We start from the raw sequence: 24,106 nt of genomic DNA, 5'->3' as shown, positions 1-24,106 counted from the left end.
TTACATCATCACGACGTCAAACTGCTCCTGAATGTACAGGTGTTCAGCTTGAATACGAACTTGCTTACCAATAAATACTTCGAGTTCAGCGAGCGCATGGGACTCATCGCCCAACAGCGTTTCCGCGACAAATGGCGATGCGTACACAACAAAGTTGTCCGCATCATAAGCGCGGTTCACTCGGGTGATTTCACGCAGAATCTCGTAACACACGGTTTCGACAGTCTTCACGCTGCCACGACCTTCACAAGTAGGACAGCTAGAACACAAGATATGTTCAATACTTTCACGCGTACGCTTACGTGTCATCTCTACTAACCCTAGCTGAGTAAAGCCATTGATGTTAGTTTTCACACGGTCTTTTGACAGAGCACCTTCTAAAGAGGTAAGTACACGCTTACGGTGTTCATCCGATGCCATATCGATAAAGTCGATAATGATGATACCACCAAGGTTGCGCAGACGAAGTTGACGTGCGATTGCTTGTGTCGCTTCAACGTTCGTATTGAAGATGGTTTCTTCTAGATTGCGACGACCAACAAACGCGCCAGTATTGATGTCGACAGTAGTCATAGCTTCGGTTTGATCGATGATCAGGTAGCCACCAGATTTAAGCTCAACTTTGCGTTCCAGAGAGCGTTGGATTTCGTTCTCTGTGTCGTACATATCGAAGATTGGCTTATCACCTTCATACAGCTCAAGCTTATCAGTCAACTCTGGCACATATTCAGACGTAAACTCTTTCAGGTTCTCGTATTCAAGGCGAGAGTCGACCATGATTTTGTCAAGCTCAGTGCCAACAAAATCACGTAGAATGCGCTGCGCTAAACCTAGCTCACCGTACAAGGTAGAACGGGTTTTGTATTTCGAGCGACGCTCCATGACTTTCAGCCATAAACGCTTCAAAAATGCAGCATCTTGAGAAAGCTCTTTTTCGTCTGCACCTTCTGCGGCAGTACGAATGATGAAGCCACCATGCTCATCACAGTAGTGATTGACAACTTTCTTTAAACGCTCGCGCTCTGTTTCGCTTTCGATACGTTGAGAGACGCCGACGTGGCTAGCACCCGGCATAAAGACAAGATAACGCGATGGCAAGGTGATATCGGTTGTCAGACGTGCGCCTTTAGTGCCCAGAGGATCTTTCACCACTTGCACAACGATGTCCTGACCTTGGCGAACCAATTCAGAAATATCACGTACTTGGAATTGTTGTTTTTCGTTCTCTGCGACACATTCCGTGTGAGGAACGATGTCTGACGCGTGCAAAAATGCCGCTTTATCCAGACCAATATCGACAAACGCCGCTTGCATGCCTGGCAATACACGGCTTACTTTGCCTTTGTAAATATTGCCAACAATGCCACGGCGTGATTCTCGTTCTATATGAACTTCTTGTAGTACTCCACCTTCAATCATGGCCACGCGAGTTTCACTCGGGGTCACGTTTAGCAGCAATTCTGCACTCATGTGCACACCTCAAAACAATTATAAAAATTCTTGAATTAGCTGATCGGTTTCGAACAAAGGTAAGCCTACTACGGCGTGATAACTGCCTTCGATTCGGGTGACGAAACGCCCTCCGAGTCCTTGAATACCATAACTTCCAGCTTTATCGCATGGTTCACCTGACTGCCAGTATCGTTCTATTTCTTCATGAGTCAGTGGTTTGAACCACACGTCAGTGATAACGACCACTGAGTGTTGTTGTTCTGATGATACGACGCTCACAGCGGTCATCACTTGATGCTGACGACCCGATAAATTACTGAGCATACGTTTTGAATCTTCAAAACTTTTTGGTTTTTCTAGTACTTGGTTATCGCATACCACTACGGTATCAGAGCCCAATATAACGGAATCAGGCTTAGCCATCGCTAAGCCTGCTTGAGCTTTTTCCAGAGAGAGTCGCAAAACGTAGTCTTGTGCTTGCTCGTGATCTTGTTTGGCTTCCTCTATATCAGGAAGCACAATATCAAAATCATAACCTAACTGAGCAAGCAGCTCTTTTCTTCTCGGAGAACCCGATGCGAGAACGAGGGATAAGCCCTTTTTCACAACGTTACCTTACGTGCCATGCGCGACGGACGCGTCGCATCAGTAAAAACATCCATGGCCAAAGTATACAGTTTATTGCCGCAGTCCACAGAGATAATGGATTAAATACTACGTCCTGGTTCAAATATTCCCCACAGAAGATGAGAAGTTCCAGTAGCACGGTAAAAAAGGCAATCAAAATAGATTGTTGCCACAATGCCATGTTACGGATTACCAAGAAATTGAGCGCCACTAGGTAGATAATGATCGACATCATCATCCCTCGGATCCCAAGCGTCGAACCAATCAAAATATCCCAAAGCAAACCTAAAACCAGAGCGGTACCAACATTGACACGGTGTGGCAATGCCAGCACCCAGTAACAGGTAACGAGGAACAGCCATGATGGACGCAGTAGATCCAAAACACCTGGCCACGGAATGGTTTGCAGGACTAGCGCGACGAAGAAGCTAACGCCGATGACCATTCGGCTTCTAAATACACTATTGGCCATCGGTTACCTCTTGTTCTGAACCTTCTTCTACATTCGACTGCAGTACTTTGTGTTGGCGGTCTTCATTCGGCCAAATCAATAGCAAGTAGCGCAGACGATCAAACTCAACCACAGGTTCCGCTTTGATTGATGCGAACTCTTGGCGAGTATCGTGATCGACATTCGTAACAGTTGCGACAGGGTAGCCTTCTGGATAAATACCACCAAGACCCGATGTCACCAGCAGATCACCCACTTGAATATCGGTACTGGTTGGGATGTGCTCCAATTGGATCTCATCAACCTCACCATTACCTGATGCAATGACTCGAATATCGTTACGAATCACTTGGACTGGAATTGCGTTTTTCGCATCGGTGAGGAGAAGAACACGTGCGTTGTGCGCTGCAACAAACGTCACCTGACCAACAATACCTTTCTCATTGATAACAGGCTGACCGACGTAAACACCATCAATACGACCTTTATCGATCACCACTTGGTGGCGGTATGGCGATGTATCAACAGCCATGACCTCTGTTACAACTTTCTTCTCGTCACGGACGAATGAAGAGCCAAGCAGTTTACGTAAGCGTTGGTTTTCTTCTTTGTATTGATCGAGCAAGATAAGCTCGCTCTTCAGGCGAAGCACTTCTCGCTTCAAATTGCGATTGCCTTCAATCAATGCCTGACGGGTATTAAAACGCTCGAACATTCCATCAAACATGCTACGAGGCATATTGGCCGCGTACTGAATAGGCGCAACCATACTGTTCAATAGGTATCGGACGTTGGAAAACGTATCTAGACGGTTATCAGCCAGCATTAAGCTCGCCGACACGATGACAGCAAAAAACAGACGTAATTGCAGAGATGGTCCTCTGCCAAAAATCGGTTTCATCTTGTTTTTAACCTGATTGCTACCATGAATATAGAGCCTTACTTGGCAACCTGAGAATTCGACTTGAGGCGATTCTAGGTATGGAGCAGATTGAAATTACAGAGAGCAGAAATGAAGGTGAAGCTCATATTGAGCTTCACCACACACTTTATTCTTCAGAGAAGAGATCGCCACCATGCATGTCGATCATTTCTAGTGCTTTACCACCGCCACGAGCCACACACGTTAGTGGGTCTTCAGCGATAACAACTGGAATACCAGTTTCTTCCATTAGTAGACGATCTAGATCTTTCAGTAGTGCACCACCACCTGTCAGAACCATACCGTTCTCAGAGATATCAGACGCCAGTTCAGGTGGGCACTGTTCTAGTGCAACCATCACTGCTGATACGATGCCTGATAGCGGCTCTTGAAGCGCTTCTAGGATCTCGTTTGAGTTCAGGCTAAAGCTGCGCGGTACACCTTCTGCAAGGTTGCGACCACGAACTTCGATCTCTTGAACTTCATCACCTGGGTAAGCCGAACCGATTTCGTGCTTGATCTTTTCAGCCGTTGCTTCACCGATCAAACTACCGTAGTTACGACGCACATAGTTGATCACAGCTTCATCAAAGCGGTCACCACCGATACGTACAGAAGAAGAGTAAACCACACCGTTTAGTGAGATAACGGCAACTTCTGTTGTACCACCACCAATATCGACCACCATTGAGCCTGTTGGCTCAGAAACACGAAGGCCAGCACCAATTGCCGCCGCCATTGGCTCGTCAATTAGGTAAACTTCACGCGCGCCAGCACCGAGTGCAGATTCACGAATCGCACGGCGCTCAACTTGAGTCGAACCACAAGGCACACATACGAGTACGCGTGGGCTTGGTTTTAGAATGCTGTTGTCATGCACTTGCTTGATGAAGTGCTGAAGCATTTTTTCTGTTACGTAGAAGTCAGCGATAACGCCATCTTTCATTGGACGAATAGCTGAGATGTTACCTGGCGTACGACCAAGCATCTGTTTTGCCGCATGGCCTACAGCAGCAACGCTTTTTGCAGAACCTACACGATCTTGACGAATAGCAACTACAGAAGGTTCATCTAGAACGATGCCCTGTCCTTTTACGTAAATTAGAGTGTTGGCAGTACCTAAATCGATAGATAGGTCGTTAGAAAACATGCCACGAAGTTTTTTAAACATATTCTTCGCTCATCCTGCAAAAATTTTAGAAGACAAAAATTGTCCTAAATGTACCAATGCCTCGCTGTCACAGCAAGGCATTGGTACACAAACATGAGCAGAAAGCCTCAATTTCTTGCAGTTTCCTTACTTAACGCAAGAAACCTAACTTGTTACTGTCCGGTTAAGCCCGGTTCTCCACGGTAAATCACGCGATCATTACCACGGTGAATACCAAACGTGACGACCGATGATGGGTTTTCTTCACCAGCATTATCTTTATTCCAGTTATATTTAAGCCATGGTAAACCATTTGCAGAGGCATCAAGATCTAACCAAACGCGCGTCTGCTGACGATATGACTCCGCTTCTTTAGCCGTTACCGTTCGAGAGTAACCATCAGAAACTTTACCACCAGCTCCCAATGTAACCGCTTTAGGAGCTGCATCATTACCTGTTGGCCAAATATGCGTTTCAGCAGCAGTGATACCTTTCACATCAGTTTGGCTATCATCAGGGTTGGCGATAAAGCGGCTACCATTCCAGTATTCAACTCGCAAAGGCACTCGGAGTATCGTTCCTTGATTACCACCAACATCATCTAGGTCTACACGGCCAAAACGAATGTCTGGTTGAGTCGGCAATACTCCCTCACTCCCATCGATAGATACTGGGTCCGTATTCTCCGCGGCTTTGATTGATATCACCGTATCTTTAACATTCTCTTTAAAGTTAAGCGGACCATCTGGATAACTTGTGCCAGAACCTTTTAATAGCTCTAACCCATCCGTCGTTGAACCAGTAAACCTACCTAAACTTCTTGAAGAGACATAAGCTGCACCATTATTTACCCAAATCCCCGTATAGGTTTTGTTCAAAATAAAACGAGACTGATAAGAGCTAGTATCTTTCAAACCAAACTTTGCTTGTAAGCCACTAGAGAAGAAAGCATAGTTTGTTAAAGCGCCTTTACCCGCATTTAATGCCTCAACATAAAACTCCTCGACTCCAAAGCCTTGTCCCATATAAGCAAAATTTTCTTTATGTGAGTAAGCCCATTGATTTCCTTTCGCTTCATCAACTCGGAAATACTTAGGGTAGAAACGACCAATATTTTCTTCTGCTGGCGTAATGGTGAAAGCTTTACTGCCGAGATACGTTTCAGGTGGTGTAATCGTAAAATCAAAAGCACCAACTTCGGACACAGTTTGCGTCACTGACCCCGTACCATTAGTTAGCTTGATATGATCGTATGTAGTCGTCCCTAAAGTGCCAGCAATCGCACTATCAAACTTCGGGTAAGACACTTTATGACTAATCGTCAGACCTGATTGTTGATAGTTTTGTGCAGGCTTCTTGTCATCACCAAATTGATAAGCCGTCACTTTCATCGTGAACTCTTCTCCAGCAGCAACAAGTTTCTGGCTACAAGAGCCTGAACCACACAGACCACCATCAACCGTCAATTTGAGATATGCTGGAAAACTCACAAAGCTATTCTGTCCTAACGAATCCTTTTCATCTTTTATTTTCGCCTTCAGCGCGACTTTACCTGCCTCTGGATACTTCAAATTGAAATAAGCTTTGCCTTGCTTGTTAAAGTAGACATCGGCAACCTCAACAGTATTTGTCCCAACTGTAACCTCGTTACTAAAAGTGCCATCTCGCTTTTTGAAAGAGACATAAGCGGGAACTGATACTGCATTGCTTGTAGGTTCGATTCTTTCAATGGATAGCTGAACATCTCGATTTTCGCCGTCACCGCCCTGTTGGCTTGGTGAGCTACAAAACTCCAAATAAGGCGAACTTTGGTTGCTATATTGTGCCTGTCCTTTGGTATTGAAGAATGGCTTACCAGCAACCTTATCTGGAACCGTTACACCCAATGCCGCAGAGTTAAATACGATATTACAGTTTTGCTCAGATAGTGGACCACCTGCGATACGACACTTCGCACCGTCAAAACCAAACTGCGGAACCGAGCTACTTGCAATACCAAGCTTTGCTGAACCTGATTGGAATGCTTGTAGCTTCAATGAAACAGAATCAGAGAACGTAACACGATCGTCCCCTTCCCATGCGACAAGGGAATCTGATTGCGGTAATAAGGAAACCGTCACAGGCTCAACCGTTGCTCCTGGGTTAGAGCTCAGTACTGAAGATGGGTACGTTTTCGAACAAGAAGCATCCATACACGCTCGTAGTGTTACCTCGGACGCCTGACAAATACTGCCAGTACCAGCGTAATCAAATTCGAAGTGGTGAATGCCTTCCGTTATTTTCTGGTATTTGTCAGCACAAACTTGGAAGTTATCCATTTCGTGTACGTTGGTAATGTCACCAGTCGAGGCGGTAATCGACACGCGGAAATTTTCTGGAGGCATGGTTTGCCCAAAACCTCTCATAACATCAAATTTGGAGATCAATGTTGTCCAAGAGTTCGCACTACCTATCTTACGCAGAATCGTAATGTAGACTTTACCTTGCTCTTTTGAGTCAATGATAACCTTATATCTGTGTTTTAGATTAGTACGGTTATCTAAGTCACCAACATTGTTGTTACCTTTGATATAACGGTAGCCTCCCATCCAATGCCCAGAATTGTTCTTAATCCCAGAGCCCCGAATTGCGACTGCATTTGGTCTAGATGGTCGATTTGGGGAATCGTCAAAACTACCTTCTCTTGAGTAGTTGCCGTATTCATCAATACCAAACCCAAGCCAACCGCCAGCAAAGCCTTGTATGTTAGGTTTTACGCCATAGCCAAGTGGACCACCAAATGCCCCAGTTTGTGGCGGAACATTAGCATCAGATAAAACCAATGCTACACCATCAGCCCCAGAACCGGAGTGTGCATAATGGTCAAACTCCACTTCAAGGTAGTTATCTTTCGAAGGGAATAGATAGTTGTATGCCGATGCTGTTGCTTGATTTCTTTGAGACGAGTTTAAAACGAATCGACCACCAGATGGTGTAGGTTTGATGCTTTGCCCAAAGCCAATAACAGACCAGTTACTAATATCATTAGCATTGAAGTCTTCCATTGGAAGTAAATTACATTGTGTTGGTTCAGGGTCAGGGTCAGGAGGAGTGATACCACAAAACTCATAGAAGTCATCGTAACCGGATTCCGAACTTACATTAATTGGGCATTCACCTTTTGATTGGGAGCTGTTACAACTTGGGTCATTTAACCCACAAAACGCAACCAAATTTCCGTTGTAATAATATGAAGAGTTCAACTGCCCACACAACGTAGAGTTGTTAGAAATACTAACATACTCGTTATTAGGAAAACGTACTGCTTTCATGTCAGCAAGAATTTTCGCTCCAGAAAGAGCCATCCCTGTATTTTTGGTACTTACTGTGCCAAACACAGACGCATTTGTGACATGCAGATACTTTTTAGTTGATACATCATCACCAACAAATGAGTTGTTAATATTTGCACCATCACCAGAGCTTGATGCTTCTCCACAAATATAGGAGCTATTAATTACGTGAAGGTATTCTTTAACATTAACATCACCTTTAATTTTAGAGTACTCAATTCGCCCACCTTCATTTGCACTAGAAACAGTGCCTGACACTTGTGAAGATTGCACATCGACGTATCCCTTAGCAGCAATATCTCCGCCAATTTGGCTGCTATTAATTGCCATGCTCTGATTACGTCCTTGAGTATTATCAATATCGCCAGACACACTGGAGTCAGATACACGAATAAAACCTTTGGCGGTGATATCACCAGAAATAGATGAGTTATTTAATACTTCAACCGCAGGGTTACCACTGCTACGAGAGGTAACATCTCCATTCACATTAGTATTATTGAGTTGTACATAGTCTTCAGAGAATACATATTGACTGATTCTGTAGTTCGTCACTTTTATGGACTTTTTAGCACTAACATAGCCAGAAACGAGATGCGTGCTGTTTGATACAGCCTCAATACCACCGCGGGAAGAGGAAATGTACCCGCCCACCTCACCATTCGTTGTTTTTATCTGATTGCTAGCCTCGATATATGAGCCCACATCAACATTATTCAGTGTCACCCCACCGTCATAACTACCAACATAGCCACCAACATCACTGTTGGCACCATTAATGTGTTTTTGAGCTATAACACTTTCTCCAACATTGACGTTATCAAATACAACATCATTGTTAGAGCTCCTTATAAACCTAGATACGGTAGCGTTTGTTAAGTTGATGTAACCACCATTGTCGATACTACCGTATATATATAAGTTACGAGCACTAAAAGAATTTCGGTCTAGATTAAGGGAAAGATTCCGATTACTACTACCAATCGTATTATTACCACCAAAAGAAGAATATCGATCCAAGTACAGTTGTGATACATAAGGGCCAGCAACAATACTATCGCCATAATTTAGATTAACGCCTACTGTACATACGTAGGTGGAGTAGTTGCTTGTATAGTAGCCATTATTGGGGCAAGGGCTATTCCAAGCCACATATTTGTTATCGCTCCAAGACCAGCGAGGAGTAAGGTCATACATAACTCCGGCAAGAGATTGAGCTGACAGTAAGCTATATGTGAGAGCCCCAAACATCATTATTTTTTTCATTATTTTATTTACTCCCTAACCCAAATCTCTTGTCTGCGTTCAACCAAGCTCAATCCAGAACCACACTGGACTGCAGCTTCGATACGATAAAATGTTTGGCCATCTAACTTTTTATCGCCCCCGTCACACACAAGCGAAACTAATCGGCAGCTTCCGTAATTAATGCTCTCTGAGCTTGGCGCTTTACCATTGACTTTATTACTGCAATTGCTTCCCACATCTGGGTTTTCATTGTTAAGTGGGTATATTTCAGTGAGCGCCCACTCTGTTGAAGATTGAGCGTAAAACCATGCTTGTGTCCCTAAAAACTCACGAGTCATTGAGTTTTGATTGGACCAGTTAGTCTTTGTAAGCGTTGCTCCTAGATACCCCATTACAATAATCACGAACAGGCATACAATGAGCACATTTCCGCTGTGTTTCTGTTTATGGGACATTTAGCACCTGCACATCTTGTTGGTAGGTACTCACTTCACCATTTTGTTCAAAAGCAAATTTGAGATAGACAATCCCACCAGTCTGTAAACTCACATTCGTGTAATCAAATTGACTTTCACCTGCCACGATATTTTCAACAACAGTGTCATTGCGAGTTAAGCGATTAGGATGAGCTCCAGCTTTGACAATACAGTATTCAACTTTGGTTGCTAACTGATATAGATAAATACGATGAGCGATAGAGTCGCTAGGTAAAGGCGTCGTTAAGCTATAACGATAAAAATCGGCATTACCATTGCCATCATTACCATTTAAAGCAAGATCGCTATCAATTAAGTGATTACTCACAGCGCCTGATATCAAATCATCATAGCGTGTAGGGTTAATGACAAAGCGTATCTCCTCGGAAGCTTTTAATGTATTTCCTGGAACGTTTTCTCCAGTGATAAAAAGCAGATCGTTACTGGTTGGTTTTTGAAAGTAATAACCGGAATTTAAAGTTGGAACAAACGACAGGCAGGATTCGTCAGCCGTGTTTGTCATTGCAAAACTATTGGGAACGGCGTGTCTAATTTCACGCGCCATTTTTTCTAGCACAAATTGAGCTTGGGTCTGAATTCTTTGTCTTGAACTCGCATCAACATACCCTTTCATACCAACTTGAACATAACCTGCAATCCCCAGCATGATGATGCTGCCAATAACAATGGTCAGCACGAGCTCTATGAGAGTGAAGCCTCTTTGACTCATTAATAATTACCTCTGTAACCAACTAATGAAATCGCTAACGAGGTACCAGCAAATATATCTAGCTTCACTTGCTTCATTTTAGGGACACTTCCTTCGAGCTCTGTAGTTTTTACCGCAACCTCTACACGAAAATTGATATAACTACTGTCTGCACTATTACCGACAACATCTGAGAGTTGGTATTTTTCGCTACCTGACGGACAACTATTCTGAGTATTTTCGGTGTACCAACAACCAATATAATCATCAACGTCATTAAAAGCAGAGGGCGAGGTCTCTCCGTCTCTTCCAAGAGGTGAGCAAGCGTCTGCCCCGCTCTCGCCGCAGCGGAGCATTCCACCATTGTCATCATAGTAATGGTCAAAATTGCGGGCCAAAATTTGCGACATCATGCTATGCCCTAAAGCGATGGCTCGACTTTGATAATGGGAGGTGGAAGCATCTTTAATTTGTGGTATCAATGCTGTCGAAAACATCACCATTGCGATGCCCATCAAGACGATCGCAATAATCATCTCAATAAGCGTCATTCCTCGAAGCGTTTTTTTGCCTTTCATCGTCATGAACAGCCACCTTTACTTACGTAGCCTTGCTCATTAATTGTAACCGAACAGGTTTGAGAGCTATTGTTTTCGCTAATAGAAATAGTGACCGGAGCTGGGATCGGATTTCCTAGAAGATCAAATTGAACCTCTTGAACAGGAGAGAAAGTAACACTGCTGTCTTCGACCCAATCACTACGACTACTGGACTGAGATGAACAAGAGGCTTTTGAGCCGATGCAGTTGGTTGCTATGGATAGAATAAAATCGTTATTTCCTGCCGCGCTACTGACATTAGATTGCATGCGATTCACCTGAACTTGGCGAACAACAGAAATGACTTGATCTTGAATTGCGACAGCAGAAATTCCAGTGCGCATAAATCGACTGGACGCGTAAAGCGATAATATTGAAAGGATGACGATGACCATGATCAGCTCAATGAGAGTAAAACCTGATATCGTTGAGCGCGACTTCATACTGAGGAACCTTCGGCCTACAACAAGCGATTAAATTATAAGCAAAAAAGCATGGTAATTTTGGACTAAAATCACACTTCTTTTACATAGCAAACAAGATTGCTCTAGGTTAGTTTTTCGACCTGTCAATTTCTTCTTCAATTCGATCGTAAGTTTCTTTGTTGCTTAGTGTCTCAGAAACATGCTCAGCGGTTTGTTTGGTTTGCTCCCACTTTGCTTCATAAACTTCTGGTTCAAAGCTTATGTATCGAGGTAGTAAGATATACCCTGCGGTAGCGATAAAAACGAGTATTACGACAAATTCAATTCGGGATAGACCCTTTACTATTCTCACCTACGTATGCCCTAGAGAAGGGGTCGTTATGACCCCTTTAAAATCAAAACAAATTACGATTTGGTACAAGAATTTGACATCGCTGTTTTAGCAGGGATTAATGCCCCATTTACATCGTAGTATGACTCAGAGTACTTAACACACTCAGCAGCTTTGTCCTCAGATGCATAAGTAACCGTACCTGCAGTACCATTTTTCTTATCTGTAGCGTCTGTACGAGCTGTTTTTGAAATTAGAACCCAATCATCACTTAAACCTTGCACAGCATTACCTAAACCGTTTTCGTCAGCCGTTGGGTAACCTAGGTAGATCGTAATATCTTCTACTTTCGTGCTTGCGTCAGTCAAAGATTCTTTGCCTTCTACCGCAGCTTTACCATAAGTAATACCAGCAGCACCATCAATTGCACCTTTAAGGCCTTGATTAGCAGCTGCACGAGCATCATCTTGCAGGTTAAGGAAACGTGGTGCTGCAGTTACCGCTAGAATACCTAGGATTACAATTACCACTACCAATTCGATAAGGGTGAAACCACCTTGTCTTTTCATTGTTTACTCTCTCTATGTAAGCATGCAGAGTGACTGCAAAGTTTTATCGGTCATGCGACCATTTTGGATAATGTCAAAACGGTGTGGCATCTCAACGATAAACCAAGGTTTATCCATTGAGCCCTTTTTCTACCGCTTGAGCAGAATGACGATTCGCCATTGTTAAGTTAAAGCCGAGATAAAAAGTGAATCACCTTGTGGTTTACTTTTTATTACAACCTTTTGCTTATGGTAATGTTTGCATTATACCGACTTTCATTCCTATTTATAGTACTAAAGTGTCAAAAAAATCACTCCGCCGACATTTCGACGTCTATTTTCAGACGATTAGCGTTCGATATAACAACAACTCTCTGTCCATTTTCATAAGTATAGTCACATGTATAACTATTACTTTTAATTGCTCCACGAATTTCTAACAACTCGCTCGCCATAATTTTACGTTGCGGGTAATGGACCGCCAACCAATAGTCACAATCGAGCGCACCGCTTGATTTGAAAGGTGACACTAAGCCCCCTTCTGTCATATTAAGCTCAAAACCGTCCATTAACAGCAACTTAGGCTCTCCATGAACGAGCCAAGCTTGGTGGTATCGTTGCACACTATCTTGCATCCAAACCTTAGCAAGTTTCGCTCCTGTTTCTTGCGCTTCTTGCTCTATCGGTTTTAACTTTTGCATAAATGCGGCAAGCACAATAATTCCAACGACAGCAGCAAGAATCAGTGTCGCTCGACTTTGATTTTCAACCACCCCGTTAGCCGCCTTTGATGATGTCCAGCATCCCCCACATCGGCAGGAAGATACCCAATGCCAGTACCATCACCATGCCCGCAACAATGACCAAAAGTAACGGTTCTATTCGGGCAGTCAGGGTTTTTAAGTCGTAATCTACTTCACGGTCATAAAAGTCCGAAACTTCCAATAGCAGTTCATCAATTCGACCCGTTTCTTCGCCCACGGCAATCATCTGGATGACCAGAGGCGTAAAAATCTTACTGTTGATTGCCGTGACAGAAATGGTACTACCCGCTTCAATCGCCGATTTCATCTCAAGAATTCGGTTTTCTAAGAACTTGTTGCCAAGCGCTTCACCAGCCAATGCAAGTGATTGGTTTAGAGGCACACCGGATTTAAGCATCAACGAGAAGGTTCTTGAAAATCGAGAAAGCTGGGCACGGTTCACAATGTCGCCGACAATGGGTAATCTCAAGCGCAGTTTATCGAACTTCTCTCGCCCATCTGCAGTTGCAACCCAAGAGCGGAAGATTAAAAACGCACCAACGATGGCAGCAATCAACAAGCCCCAGTAATTAACAAAAAAGTTAGACGTCGCAATCAAGACTCGTGTAGGCAATGGCAGTTCCACACCGAAACGAGTGAACATAGAGGCAAATTCAGGGATGACCAGAATGTTCAAAATAAACATCGCAATGGTAATAAAAACAATCACAAAGGTTGGATAGCGCATTGCAGCTTTGATGCGCTTACGCGTCTCGAGCTCTTGCTCGTAATAGTTAGCTAATTGCAGCAATGCTTCATCAAGACGACCGGTGTTTTCACCTACGTTGATCATCGACACAAACAGCGGGCTGAACACTTTGGTGTGAGGTTGCATTGCTGAAGACAAACCACGACCGTTGCTTAACTCGGCAACCACATCTTCAAGCGCTTCTTTCAATTGCTTGTTTTCGCAGTTTTGTAGCAAACCACGCATAGAACGCAGTAGAGGTACACCCGCTTTGGTCAGACTAAAGAGCTGACGAGAAAATAAGATAATGACTTCAAGCGGAATAGCAGGCACAAACAGTTTGGATAAACTGACTTTGCTCTTTACCCCTTCTTTCTCTAAACGCAGGTTTAAGGGAATAATACCCTTGTTCATCAACGCTTCCGCCGCCGATTCTGAATTTACAGCATCGACTTTACCACTGGTTGATGAGCCGTCTAAGGTGCGACCTTGATAACGAAAAGTTGGCATTCACTTACCTACATTAGAATTGGTTCGATTTTACCGGAAGCATCGCCTTCACCCAGAGCCATCACTTCATCCAAGCTGACTGAGCCTTGCAATGCGAGTTCCATTGCAGAAGCAAGCAGCGGCTTGTAGTTGCCTGAACGTCGAGCCACTTGAGCAAAACCCACTGCGTCGTTTGCACGTAACTTATCCATCATTTCATGCTCAAGCTCGAGCATTTCAAACACACCGATTCGGCCTCGGTAGCCCGTTAAGTTACAGTTTTGGCAACCGACACCTTTATGGAAAGTCGCACCAACTTGGTTCGGGAATCGACCCGCTAGCCATTGTTGGCGAGCACCATCAAGCTGTTCTGTCGTTTTACAATCCGAACAAACGCGGCGCACTAGACGCTGAGCAACCACCGCGCGCACGGCACTTGCCACCAAGTAACCAGGCGCACCCATGTCGATCATACGAAGAGCGCTATCAACAGCATCGTTAGTGTGCAAGGTACTTAATACTAAGTGACCTGTCAGTGCGGCACGCAAACCGATTTCGACCGTCTCTTGGTCACGCATCTCACCAATAAGAATGATATCCGGGTCCTGACGAAGGAAAGTTCGCAGCACGCGAGAGAAAGTCAGGTCAATTTTGCTGTTGATTTGAACCTGAGTAATACGAGGCAATCGGTATTCCACCGGGTCTTCTGCGGTGATGATCTTTTTACCCGGCTCGTTCAATTCACTCAACGCGCCGTAAAGCGTGGTGGTTTTACCAGAACCCGTCGGGCCGGTAACCAAGATCATGCCGTGAGGACGAGACAGTTGACGACGAAGACGCGAAAGCAACTCTGCGGGCAAACCAGAATCCTCAAGCTTACGCAAGCCAGAGGATTGGTTGAGTAGACGCATTACCACCGATTCGCCGTACTGAGTCGGCAATGTCGACATACGAATATCGATCGACTGACCACGTACTTTGATATTAAAGCGACCGTCTTGTGGCAAGCGCTTCTCGGAGATATCTAAATGCGCCATCAATTTAAGGCGAAGTACCAAAGCTGAAGCAATATTGACTTCGTTCAGTAACGTTTCATGCAACACACCATCGACGCGCTGACGCAAGCGTAGGACTTTGTCGTCTGGTTCAATATGGATATCCGAAGCGCCCACTTGAACCGCATCTTCAAACATCGAATTAACCAGCTTAACAACCGTAACTTCTTCGCTGTCTGCTCCGTCAATGCCGTAATCAAATGCCTCTACATCCTGGTGCTCAGCTTGCAACTGCTCGGCAAACGATGCGATTTCTTTGGTTCGGCGGTAGTAACGGTCAAAGCTTTCAACCAGTTGACGCTCTGGGGCAATGATGAATTCCAGATTGTATTCGCCCAACAAGTTCATTAATGACTCTTGAGTAAACAAATCCGCAGGATCACTCATCGCAACACGCAACGTATCACCATTTTGAGCGACGACCATGGCACGCAAGCGTCGAGCATGAACTTCAGGAAGAATCGGCACTGCCTCTGCATCGACAGGCGCACGACTTAAATCAATCAGCGGCAAACCCAGTTGCTGCGATAAAAACTCGAGCATCTGCTTTTCACTGATAAAACCAAGGTCAATCAGTGCATCACCAAGCTTCTGTCCTGTACTATGCTGCGCCGCTAACGCTTGTTGTACTTGGTCTTCAGAAACAATACCTTCTTCAACTAACAGATCGCCAAGGCGTTTTCTCAACTGAATTCTCATTGCGCATTCTCCAGTTGTTTTAAGATGTTCAGACGATCACGAATAAATGCCTGAGATTGATTTGAGATACCCACTTTACCCAGCGCCTGCTGATAAGAAGCAATCGCCAATGTAAAGCTTAAAGCGCGTTCCTGTTGAATCGCGAGGCCTAGCCACCAGCGTGCATTTTCTGGTTCACGCTGTGTCAGTAACTGGTAGCTTTCGAGCGCAATGTCATTTTGCTTTTGCTTTTGAGCCAGTGCAGCACGCATCGCAAGGTAATCACGAGTCGGTGAATCCGGCAGGTAGGCTAATGGGCTGAGTGCTGCTTCTGGTTGATCTGCTTTGACTAAAAGCTTGGATAACGCTAAACGCAAACCTTGGTTATCTGTATCGAGCTGAATGCCAGCTTGTAGAATTTCATAAGCTTTGCGTGTATCCCCTTTACCAAAGTAAAGCGCCGATAGCTTCTGGCGAGCTTCGACGTTACTTGGTTGATAACGCAATGCTTCGGAGAAAGCAGCCAGTGCTGTCTTCATGTCATTGGCATCCATGGCTTTGTCTGCACGACCTAGCGCTTTCTCCGCCAACTGTTGATGCGTCAACTCCACTTGTTCAATACGCATTGAACTGTCTTGTGCTACCGTTGATGTTTGTTGCGTACTGCCACTCAAACTCGCTAATAAAATAGGCTGCTCTTGTGCGCTGACGACTTGCTTACGAGGCTCGAAATCGTCGACTTGTGGAACCGCTTTCACCACAGGAACTTGTACCGTTACTTTGGGTCTTTCAATTCTTTGCGCATACACCACATTGTCTAACTCAGGCGTCACCTTACTTGTTGGTGAGTGGTTCACTTCAACTACTTGAGCGGAAGGACGATTAGCCTGACTAACGGACATCACGGTAGTCGTCGCCATGTTTTCAACGGGCGCTGGACCTTGAGACACAGCCCATCCGCCGACGGCTAAGCTCAATGAAAAGCCACCAACGAGCCAAAGCCACGGTTTGCTACGTGAGATACTCGGAATATCGGCCTTGGTTAAATCCGAAGGCGATTCTTTTTCAGCAAGTTCTGATAATGCTTTATTGATGGCACTCAAGGTTAGCTCCATCCCCAAAATCTTGGAGTTTTAAACTTAGGTTTACGTGCATCGAAGGTATCGTGCATCGCAACGTAAACGTGTTGATTTTTCAAAAGCGTACAACGGTCATTAAACGCCGAAAGCAGGGCTTTATGGCTAATTTGGTTAATCAAACGAGGAATTCCCATCGCCGAACGCCAAATGGCTTTCTTCTGCTCTATTGAAAAGATATGCGCACCATTACCGGCCTTGTCTAAACGGTTATTGATGTACGCCACCCCTTCTTCAATAGAGAGAGGGCGAAGTTGGCAACTGAACGTAATGCGTTGACGAAACTGTCTGAGTTCATGCGTTTCTAAACGCTCATCCAATTCAGGCTGACCAAATAAAACCAATTGGATCAGCTTATCTTGTTCGGTTTCTAAGTTGCCGAATAAACGTAGAGTCTCGAGTGCTTCTGTTGAAAGCGCTTGTGCCTCATCGACAATAAGAACAGTGTTCTTACCTGAAGCGTGTACTTCAATCAGATGCTCTTGAATCAGTGAAACGATTTTTAATGGGTCGGTATCTTCGATGCCAAGCTCTCTTGCGACTGCAAACTGAAGCTGCTCACCGCTCAATACTGGATTAGGCAAATAAACCAATTCCACTTGTGATTCGATTTGTTCAATCAGCTTGCGGCAAACCATCGTTTTACCTGTGCCGACTTCCCCAGTCACCTTGATAACCCCTTCTCCCATTTTGACCGCAGCCATAATAGTTTGAATGGCCTCATAATGAGGGACTAACCCCAGAAACATTTCTGTGTTTGGGGTTAGAGAAAAAGGCTGAACTCGAAATCCAAAATGCGACAAGTACATAGTCGAATCACAAAACCACGTTTAAACGACACTTCCTAACGCTGATTACTCAGCGTCAGGGAACCACTCTTGCAATAAATCACGTGAACGCTCTAGCTCTTTCTGCCACGTGTTCACACCAACAACCGTTGGCTTTAGCAAAATAACCAACTCTGTTTTTTGCGTCACATTGTTGATGTTGCGGAATAAATTACCAAGCGCGGGTACATCACCTAAGAACGGTACTTTCGATACTTGCTCTAGGTTTTGTTGCTTCATCAAACCACCAATCACAACCACATCACCATCTTTTGCGCGAATTACAGAATCAGATTCACGAATCGAGCTTTTCGCTAGTGGAAGTTGGATGTTTTGGAAGTCACCACCAAGGTTGAGGTTCTTAATCTCTTCTTCCACTTCAATAACTGCAGGATGAACGTGCAGGAACACATTGCCTTTATTATCGATTTGCGGAGTCACATCTAGAGAGATACCAGAGAAGAAAGGTGTCAGCTCAACTTCAGGCACCGCGTTGGAGTTCTCGCCATTACCTGCATTACTTGACAGCTCGGTAACGAAGTACTCGTCGGTACCCACTTTAATGACGGACTTTTGATTGTTTGCTGCGGTGATGCGCGGGCTAGAAAGCACGTTCAAATCACCTTGAGTGGCCATGAAGTTCATTACCGCTTTAAAGTTACCATCAGAGAAAGTAACGTTAGTTTGTCCACCGAGTAGCGAACCAATTGCATCTAAAGGTAGAGTCGCAGGGTTTCGGTCAACGACAATACTACCCGAGTTACCAATGGAGGCTGACATATTTGACCAATTGATACCCTGTTGGTAACCGTCACTTAATGTTACTTCTAGAATTTTTGCTTCCAGAATAACCTGACGTTGCATACGTTCTTGAGAGACACCCAAGAACTCACGAACTTCGCGAATCTCATCAGGGAAGGCACGAACGGTTATCACACCAGCTTGTGGGGTAACGACAACACTCTGGCCTTTACCAGATCCAATAAGATTCGCGACCGCTTGTTGCAGCATCGGCCAAAAATCACTTTCTGTGATAGTTTCAATGCGAGTACCACCTGTCGATGTTGTCGAGCTGTCACCGTTATCGCTGTTTGAATCTGACGAATCAGAATCATCTGAGCCACCACCTGAATTTGATGTACCCGCAGACGTCACCGACCCAGTTACAATGCTCGTTAATGAACGACCAGAACGCTTGAACTGTAGGTAATCGACAGGAATCGTAACTGTGCGCATACCTGCTGGGTAAATTTGAATCACTTTGCCTGACTTCACAACGTCATAACCATACATGTTTTGTACGACATTAAGCACTTCGTCCAGTGTCACGTCTGATAGGTTAACCGTAATATTGCCTTGTACAGCAGGGTGGATAGCGACACTGTATTCCGTTCCTTTCACTAAGGAAGCAAAGAAGCTGCGCGCTTCAACTGCATTAGCTTGGATACGGAAACGCTTCAGAGTGCCTTGCTGAGAAGAAACACTGCTGTCTAGGTTCGGCATAAGATCGGCTTGCACAGAAGAAGGGATATCTTCAAGTGCACGACTGTTTGCTTCATTGATAGATTCATTCAGTGCTTGCTTCACTTCTACTGGGTCACGGTGACCCATAGAACAACCCATTAAGGAAGCAATCACTATTCCTACAACTAATTTGCGCATATCTGATCAGGCTCTGGTTATTATTTTTTTACGTTCAAACCAAAAAGCTCTAGTTTCCACTGACGGTCACCACGCTTTAAAGTTACAAATTCACTATTGATACTGGCTACTCGATATCCGTTAAGTTTCACGCCAGGCTCGACAATACGGTTATTCAAAATAGCGACACATTCAGTGTTCGGCTTACATACGATGCTATTGAGCGTTGGTAAGCGGTACTGTTTTGCTTTCGGTTTGGCTTGCGATTCTGTCGCTGTTTTTTGCCAGCCAAGAGGCGCTGTTGGATCTTGGTTGGCCCAACTAGAACCGGCTGCAACCACAAGAACAAGTGAAGTAATGAGTTTCTTAACCACCAATAAACTCCTCTCTAGAACCTAATGTGTACACTTCCAACACCAACTTCGCTTTTGGATACGCTTCAACTTTATAACTGAAGCTGCGCCAGTAGTAACTTGCTGGCAAACTTTCTAATTTGGTCAAGTAGTTAGCGATAGCAAAGTAGTCACCTGTTAACTCCATACGCACTGGGTGCACGTAGTATCCGGAGTATTGAGACGCTTCTTTATCTTCCGTTATCGGCTCCGCAGGCAATGTCTGAAGCGACAATAAATGAATTCCGCTTTGCTGCTCTAATACACTTTCGAGCAAAGCTGCCATCTGTGAAGGTGTAATAAGATGTTCAATGATCTCTGAAAGTTGCATCGACAGATGTTGACTCTCAGTCAGCAATTGGGAAATTGCTTGATCAATCTCTGCGTTAGGATCCTTTTTTAATTGGGCCTGAATACGCAAAATGTCAATTTCGGTTTTTTGGTTAGTCTGCTTCAAGTTACTCAAGAGTTTGTCGTTACTCACCACTTCATTGAGCTTTGGTTCCAGTACCAAAGTAAACAGCAGCATCACGACAGTGACCAATCCACATAGTGCGATCAGAACTTTTTCGCGTGCACTCATTTCATCAAAGCGCTCTTCTAAAGAAAGCCAGAATTCGTTCATTTTTCTTCTTTGCCTCCACGCGTCTTCAATTCAAAAGTCACGATATTGTCGTCATTACGACCAATCTTCACATCATCAAAGGTACGACCAATTAAGCTGATCTCATTCTTGAACTGGCTGACCCAATTGGGAACAGAACTAGGCGTTCTTGCCAGACCTTTTAAATCTAATGTGTTGTGGTCGATACGAATTTCAGACAAAGAAATATTATTGCTGCCAAGCTTAGCGAGCGATTGCATCACGCCCGAATAACCTGTGCGTTGGGAATCATCATATTTACCAACGGCTTTCAGTGAATCACGCTTGGCTTTTACTTCACGCTCCAGACGCGCTTTGGCAGCGAGTTTATTGGTGTCTGGTTGATGCTTGCGTAACTGAGCTTGGTAACGATCTAACTCAGATTTCATGATGTTGCCTTTGCTTTTTACAATGGCAATTTCATCTTCTACGCCATCACTTTGCCAAGTCACATAACCGTAAGAAAGGAAAATAACCGCGGCAGCCACACCCCAAGAAATCGCCACGTTTTTTAGCGTTAGCAGGTTCTTTTTCGGTTTTAAGAAATCTGGATACAGATTAACGCGTCGAGTATTAGACGTTGCTGCCGTATCGGCTAAGACATGGCCCGAAGGTTCATGATCTTCAGCCAATAATGCAGAAACCTTCGTGCTTAAACGATAGTTAAGTGACTCAACCAGTTCATTTTCATCTTCATCATCACAACATACTTTCAACTGATGCAATTGCACGTGGCGAAGTTGAGAAGAGAGGTAATCAATCGAGCGTTGCAACTCAAGAGATAGACTGTCCATCTGCAACTCGCTAGACGGCACACCTGTTAGTGGTGGGGTGACACTACGAATAGAGCGGTGGAATGCGATGGTATGCTCGACAAACGCACTGATGCGGAAGTGTCCTCGAGCACTGCGTTGAAGCAATAAAAAGTTGCCAAGTTCACCAGAAGTATCCCCCCAAACGTCATCTTCAGGAATGATCGCTTCCAAAGGCAATTGAACTCGACTTGCCAGCAATACCAACTTATCGAGGATCTTTCGTGATAAGACGTAAGCTTGAACTTTGTTTGAGTTGGGTAACTCAACCGCATCGGCAATGATGTCGATCGCACGTTCAGAGATCAGCTCTTTTAGCAAGAATGGTAGTGCAGCAGGCCACTCATTACGCGGCATCGCTGGCTTATCAATTTGATACATCTGATAGTAGTTGTGAGAAAGCACAACCGCTAAAGAATCGTAAGAGCTTGCAGCAACGCTTAACGCTTGCTCACATGCGCGCTCCCAATTCGATTCTGAGATCTCAAACTTGGATGGTCGACTGCTTTTAAGGGGTGATGATAAATAAACTGCGTCTGGCTGAATAACCAAAAAGCAAGTGCGACCACCGACCGATGATCGCTTGAGCTTGTCGAGTACTGCTTTAAAATCCATGATTATTATCTTTATTTTTTTCGCCAGCGATTTCTTCTTCCCAATTTCACTTGAGATTCAGATTGAGAAAGTTGCATTGATTCAGAGCGAGGAAGGTATTGCTCTTCTGAAGAGAAATAACGTCCTTGCCCACCGTGAACCCCCAATTCAATTAGGGTGTTCAGCTCGTGCTTATTCTCAATTCCCACTGCTATTATTTTTGTTTTACTGTTTGCGGCCGCACCCAACATACTGCGAACAAACAACTGGTTCTCATGTCTCTGGTCGATTTTTGTTACTAAGCTGCGATGTAGCTTGAGATAACGAATGTCCACTTCTTTTAAGTAATGCGTGCTGACGATAGTACGCCCCGCTTGCCCAATCATAAGGTGGCATTCTAAACCGGCCAGCATTTTAGCGACTGGTCGCATAAAGTCTAAGTGTCTTACAAATTGTGCTTCTACAAACTCAAAAATGAGACACTTTCTTTGCTCTCGTGACAACTGTAAGAGTTCATCGCGGAACCATTTGAAATATTCTCGATGCCCAAAAGGAATCACATTGAGGTTAAGAACATACGTCTGACTACTATCGAAGTTGTGTTTAAAGTCTTTTAAGAATTTATTAACAACTGCGCGGTCCATTTGCGCTTCATAACCGACTTGTCGCACCGCTGAAATAAAACGAGATGCTTTCACAATTCCATTTTCTGGGTCGCGAATCCGACATGTTAACTCGTCGTGCAAAGGTTTTTTATGCGCCACATCACTTATTAGATAGGCAGATTGTGCGTAGAGTATCACATTTTTAGATGTGAGTGCTGAATCAAATAACGTACGCCATCTCACACTTCCTCGAGCATCTTCATCATGATTCCACTTTTTAAAGCGGCTCCAGTTGTTATTGTTCTGTAACTGGGCACTACGTAACGCCGTCTCAGCCTCATCAATGATTTGGCTGTGACGCTCACCCTCTTTATAAGTCGTGATACCAATGTGGCACCAGTTATCCAACTCTAACGGATATGGCGGGTGAAGCTTTTCCAATTGGCGAATGCATTGAGAAGCTAAGTTAGCCACATCTTTTGCAGATTGATGGGGCAAGAAAAGTGCAAAATCGGCATTGTAGTAACGAGAAAACACCACGTCAGGATAACGCTGAACTAAATTGGAAAGTAAGCTACCCACTTCCACAATAAACTCATCACAGGTTTGCTTGTCCTGCTCTTCTTCTACAAGTTTCCAGTCTTGGATTCGAATCAGTAGTACTGCACCGCGTGCACCACTTTCCAACAAGGCTGATTCCAACTTACTGTCAAACAACACTCGGTTCGCCGTTCCAGTAAGTTTATCGAGGAAAGTTTGAGTACGAATAAAGGTATCGAATCGGCTACGTTCTTGACGCGCATCCTGCAACTCTTCAATCAACACATCGAGCGCTTCACTCGCCGTGTAAGGCCATTCTCTCTCATCTCCCTTTGCATATTGTTCAACGCGGCCAGCCAAAATCATTCTGCCGCGCTCTTCAAGCATTTCGGAACCTGCCAGTTGCTCTTTTAGCCAAGCAACACCGCGCATTAAACAGAAGATGATCAGAACCACAGCAAGCGTGATAGACCAAAGCGCTTGCATTGAGTAGCTGTAACCTAGATAGGGAGGAATAACCTTAAAATAGATAACATAATCTTGGTTGTGAGTAAGTGGGTACTCTTGCTCAAACAACACTGAGCTGTCTATTTTATGGGTGGTGTCTTTGAAGCGGTAAACCACGGCATCATTCGCCGAGAGGGTCATCTCGACAATGTTGCTGGCTTGAAGCATTTTCGGCATCCAGCGCTGCATCGAGTATGCGGCATCAGGATCTTCCATCTCTTTATCAACAACCTCAACGATCCCTTCCAAATAATGGGTGAGATACTCTTGCCCTAGTCGTTTAAAAGAGAGGGTGCCGCCGACAAACAAGATAAACATTGCGCATATAACGATCATAGTGACAAAAGCCACCAGCCGCGTGCTTAGCTTAAGAGTTGGGGTATACCTCATGAATACCAAATTCCTTTTCTATTCATCATATACCTT

22 protein-coding genes are annotated in these 24,106 nt (G+C 44.4%); all 22 read right to left on the bottom strand.

What is annotated here, in order from left to right; genetic code table 11:
* The 22 genes from rng to csrD all read right to left on the bottom strand — a co-directional run bounded on the left by rng (position 1) and on the right by csrD (position 24,070).
* A complete protein-coding gene (gene rng / locus C1S73_RS12785) occupies positions 1-1,470 on the bottom strand; it encodes a ribonuclease G (protein WP_038864547.1) in 1,470 nt (489 codons plus the stop codon).
* 18 nt (positions 1,471-1,488) lie between these two features.
* Complete coding sequence (locus C1S73_RS12780; RefSeq protein WP_038864549.1) at positions 1,489-2,058, bottom strand: Maf family protein; 570 nt, start codon at positions 2,056-2,058, stop codon at positions 1,489-1,491.
* A gap of 4 nt (positions 2,059-2,062) precedes the next feature.
* Positions 2,063-2,551 carry a rod shape-determining protein MreD gene (gene mreD / locus C1S73_RS12775; protein ID WP_038864551.1) on the bottom strand — a complete coding sequence of 163 codons (489 nt, stop codon included), beginning with the start codon at positions 2,549-2,551 and terminating at the stop codon, positions 2,063-2,065.
* Positions 2,541-3,431, bottom strand: coding sequence for a rod shape-determining protein MreC (gene mreC, locus C1S73_RS12770; protein ID WP_038864553.1), 891 nt, complete (start codon positions 3,429-3,431; stop codon positions 2,541-2,543). Before mreC ends, mreD begins: the two co-directional genes overlap by 11 nt.
* Positions 3,432-3,579: 148 nt before the next feature.
* On the bottom strand, positions 3,580-4,623 hold the full coding sequence (locus C1S73_RS12765; protein WP_005381144.1) for a rod shape-determining protein: 1,044 nt from the start codon (positions 4,621-4,623) through the stop codon (positions 3,580-3,582).
* A gap of 152 nt (positions 4,624-4,775) precedes the next feature.
* Entirely contained in the window at positions 4,776-9,200 is a 4,425-nt protein-coding gene (locus C1S73_RS12760; RefSeq protein WP_244179732.1) for a DUF6701 domain-containing protein, read from the bottom strand.
* Between the two features lie 8 nt (positions 9,201-9,208).
* A complete protein-coding gene (locus tag C1S73_RS12755) occupies positions 9,209-9,637 on the bottom strand; it encodes an MSHA biogenesis protein MshP (RefSeq protein WP_038864556.1) in 429 nt (142 codons plus the stop codon).
* Positions 9,627-10,388 carry a PilW family protein gene (locus tag C1S73_RS12750; RefSeq protein WP_038864558.1) on the bottom strand — a complete coding sequence of 254 codons (762 nt, stop codon included), beginning with the start codon at positions 10,386-10,388 and terminating at the stop codon, positions 9,627-9,629. The genes C1S73_RS12755 and C1S73_RS12750 overlap by 11 nt, the downstream gene beginning before the upstream one ends.
* The gene (locus C1S73_RS12745) at positions 10,388-10,951 is read right to left on the bottom strand and encodes a type IV pilus modification PilV family protein (RefSeq protein WP_038864559.1); all 564 of its coding nucleotides are present in this window, start codon (positions 10,949-10,951) and stop codon (positions 10,388-10,390) included. The genes C1S73_RS12750 and C1S73_RS12745 overlap by 1 nt, the downstream gene beginning before the upstream one ends.
* Positions 10,948-11,409, bottom strand: a complete 462-nt coding sequence (locus tag C1S73_RS12740) for a type II secretion system protein (protein WP_038864560.1) — start codon at positions 11,407-11,409, stop codon at positions 10,948-10,950. Before C1S73_RS12740 ends, C1S73_RS12745 begins: the two co-directional genes overlap by 4 nt.
* A gap of 109 nt (positions 11,410-11,518) precedes the next feature.
* The gene (locus C1S73_RS28125) at positions 11,519-11,743 is read right to left on the bottom strand and encodes a hypothetical protein (RefSeq protein ID WP_038864561.1); all 225 of its coding nucleotides are present in this window, start codon (positions 11,741-11,743) and stop codon (positions 11,519-11,521) included.
* A 53-nt stretch (positions 11,744-11,796) separates the two neighbouring features.
* Positions 11,797-12,291 (bottom strand): prepilin-type N-terminal cleavage/methylation domain-containing protein, encoded by a 495-nt coding sequence (locus tag C1S73_RS12730; RefSeq protein ID WP_045424652.1) that lies wholly within the window; start codon positions 12,289-12,291, stop codon positions 11,797-11,799.
* A gap of 290 nt (positions 12,292-12,581) precedes the next feature.
* Positions 12,582-13,043, bottom strand: coding sequence for a hypothetical protein (locus C1S73_RS12725; protein WP_038864562.1), 462 nt, complete (start codon positions 13,041-13,043; stop codon positions 12,582-12,584).
* A 4-nt stretch (positions 13,044-13,047) separates the two neighbouring features.
* Positions 13,048-14,271 (bottom strand): type II secretion system F family protein, encoded by a 1,224-nt coding sequence (locus C1S73_RS12720; protein WP_038864564.1) that lies wholly within the window; start codon positions 14,269-14,271, stop codon positions 13,048-13,050.
* An 8-nt stretch (positions 14,272-14,279) separates the two neighbouring features.
* Entirely contained in the window at positions 14,280-16,004 is a 1,725-nt protein-coding gene (gene mshE / locus C1S73_RS12715; RefSeq protein ID WP_038864567.1) for an MSHA fimbrial ATPase MshE, read from the bottom strand.
* Positions 16,001-17,098 (bottom strand): tetratricopeptide repeat protein, encoded by a 1,098-nt coding sequence (locus C1S73_RS12710; protein ID WP_038864569.1) that lies wholly within the window; start codon positions 17,096-17,098, stop codon positions 16,001-16,003. The genes mshE and C1S73_RS12710 overlap by 4 nt, the downstream gene beginning before the upstream one ends.
* Positions 17,089-17,928 (bottom strand): ExeA family protein, encoded by an 840-nt coding sequence (locus tag C1S73_RS12705; protein ID WP_038864571.1) that lies wholly within the window; start codon positions 17,926-17,928, stop codon positions 17,089-17,091. Before C1S73_RS12705 ends, C1S73_RS12710 begins: the two co-directional genes overlap by 10 nt.
* Positions 17,929-17,973: 45 nt before the next feature.
* Positions 17,974-19,608: a pilus (MSHA type) biogenesis protein MshL gene (gene mshL, locus C1S73_RS12700; RefSeq protein ID WP_038864573.1), complete on the bottom strand. Its 1,635-nt coding sequence runs from the start codon at positions 19,606-19,608 to the stop codon at positions 17,974-17,976.
* A 20-nt stretch (positions 19,609-19,628) separates the two neighbouring features.
* Entirely contained in the window at positions 19,629-19,961 is a 333-nt protein-coding gene (locus tag C1S73_RS12695) for a hypothetical protein (protein ID WP_038864575.1), read from the bottom strand.
* Positions 19,954-20,604: a type II secretion system protein GspM gene (gene gspM / locus C1S73_RS12690; protein WP_038864576.1), complete on the bottom strand. Its 651-nt coding sequence runs from the start codon at positions 20,602-20,604 to the stop codon at positions 19,954-19,956. Before gspM ends, C1S73_RS12695 begins: the two co-directional genes overlap by 8 nt.
* Positions 20,601-22,049 (bottom strand): PilN domain-containing protein, encoded by a 1,449-nt coding sequence (locus C1S73_RS12685; protein ID WP_038864577.1) that lies wholly within the window; start codon positions 22,047-22,049, stop codon positions 20,601-20,603. Before C1S73_RS12685 ends, gspM begins: the two co-directional genes overlap by 4 nt.
* Positions 22,050-22,060: 11 nt before the next feature.
* Positions 22,061-24,070, bottom strand: coding sequence for an RNase E specificity factor CsrD (gene csrD / locus C1S73_RS12680; protein WP_038864578.1), 2,010 nt, complete (start codon positions 24,068-24,070; stop codon positions 22,061-22,063).
* Positions 24,071-24,106 lie beyond the last annotated feature (36 nt).

The organism is Vibrio jasicida 090810c, assembly GCF_002887615.1.
Lineage (GTDB): Bacteria > Pseudomonadota > Gammaproteobacteria > Enterobacterales > Vibrionaceae > Vibrio > Vibrio jasicida.
The sequence above is the reverse complement of the archived record's forward strand: the minus strand, read 5'-3'. Positions and strand labels throughout refer to the sequence as shown.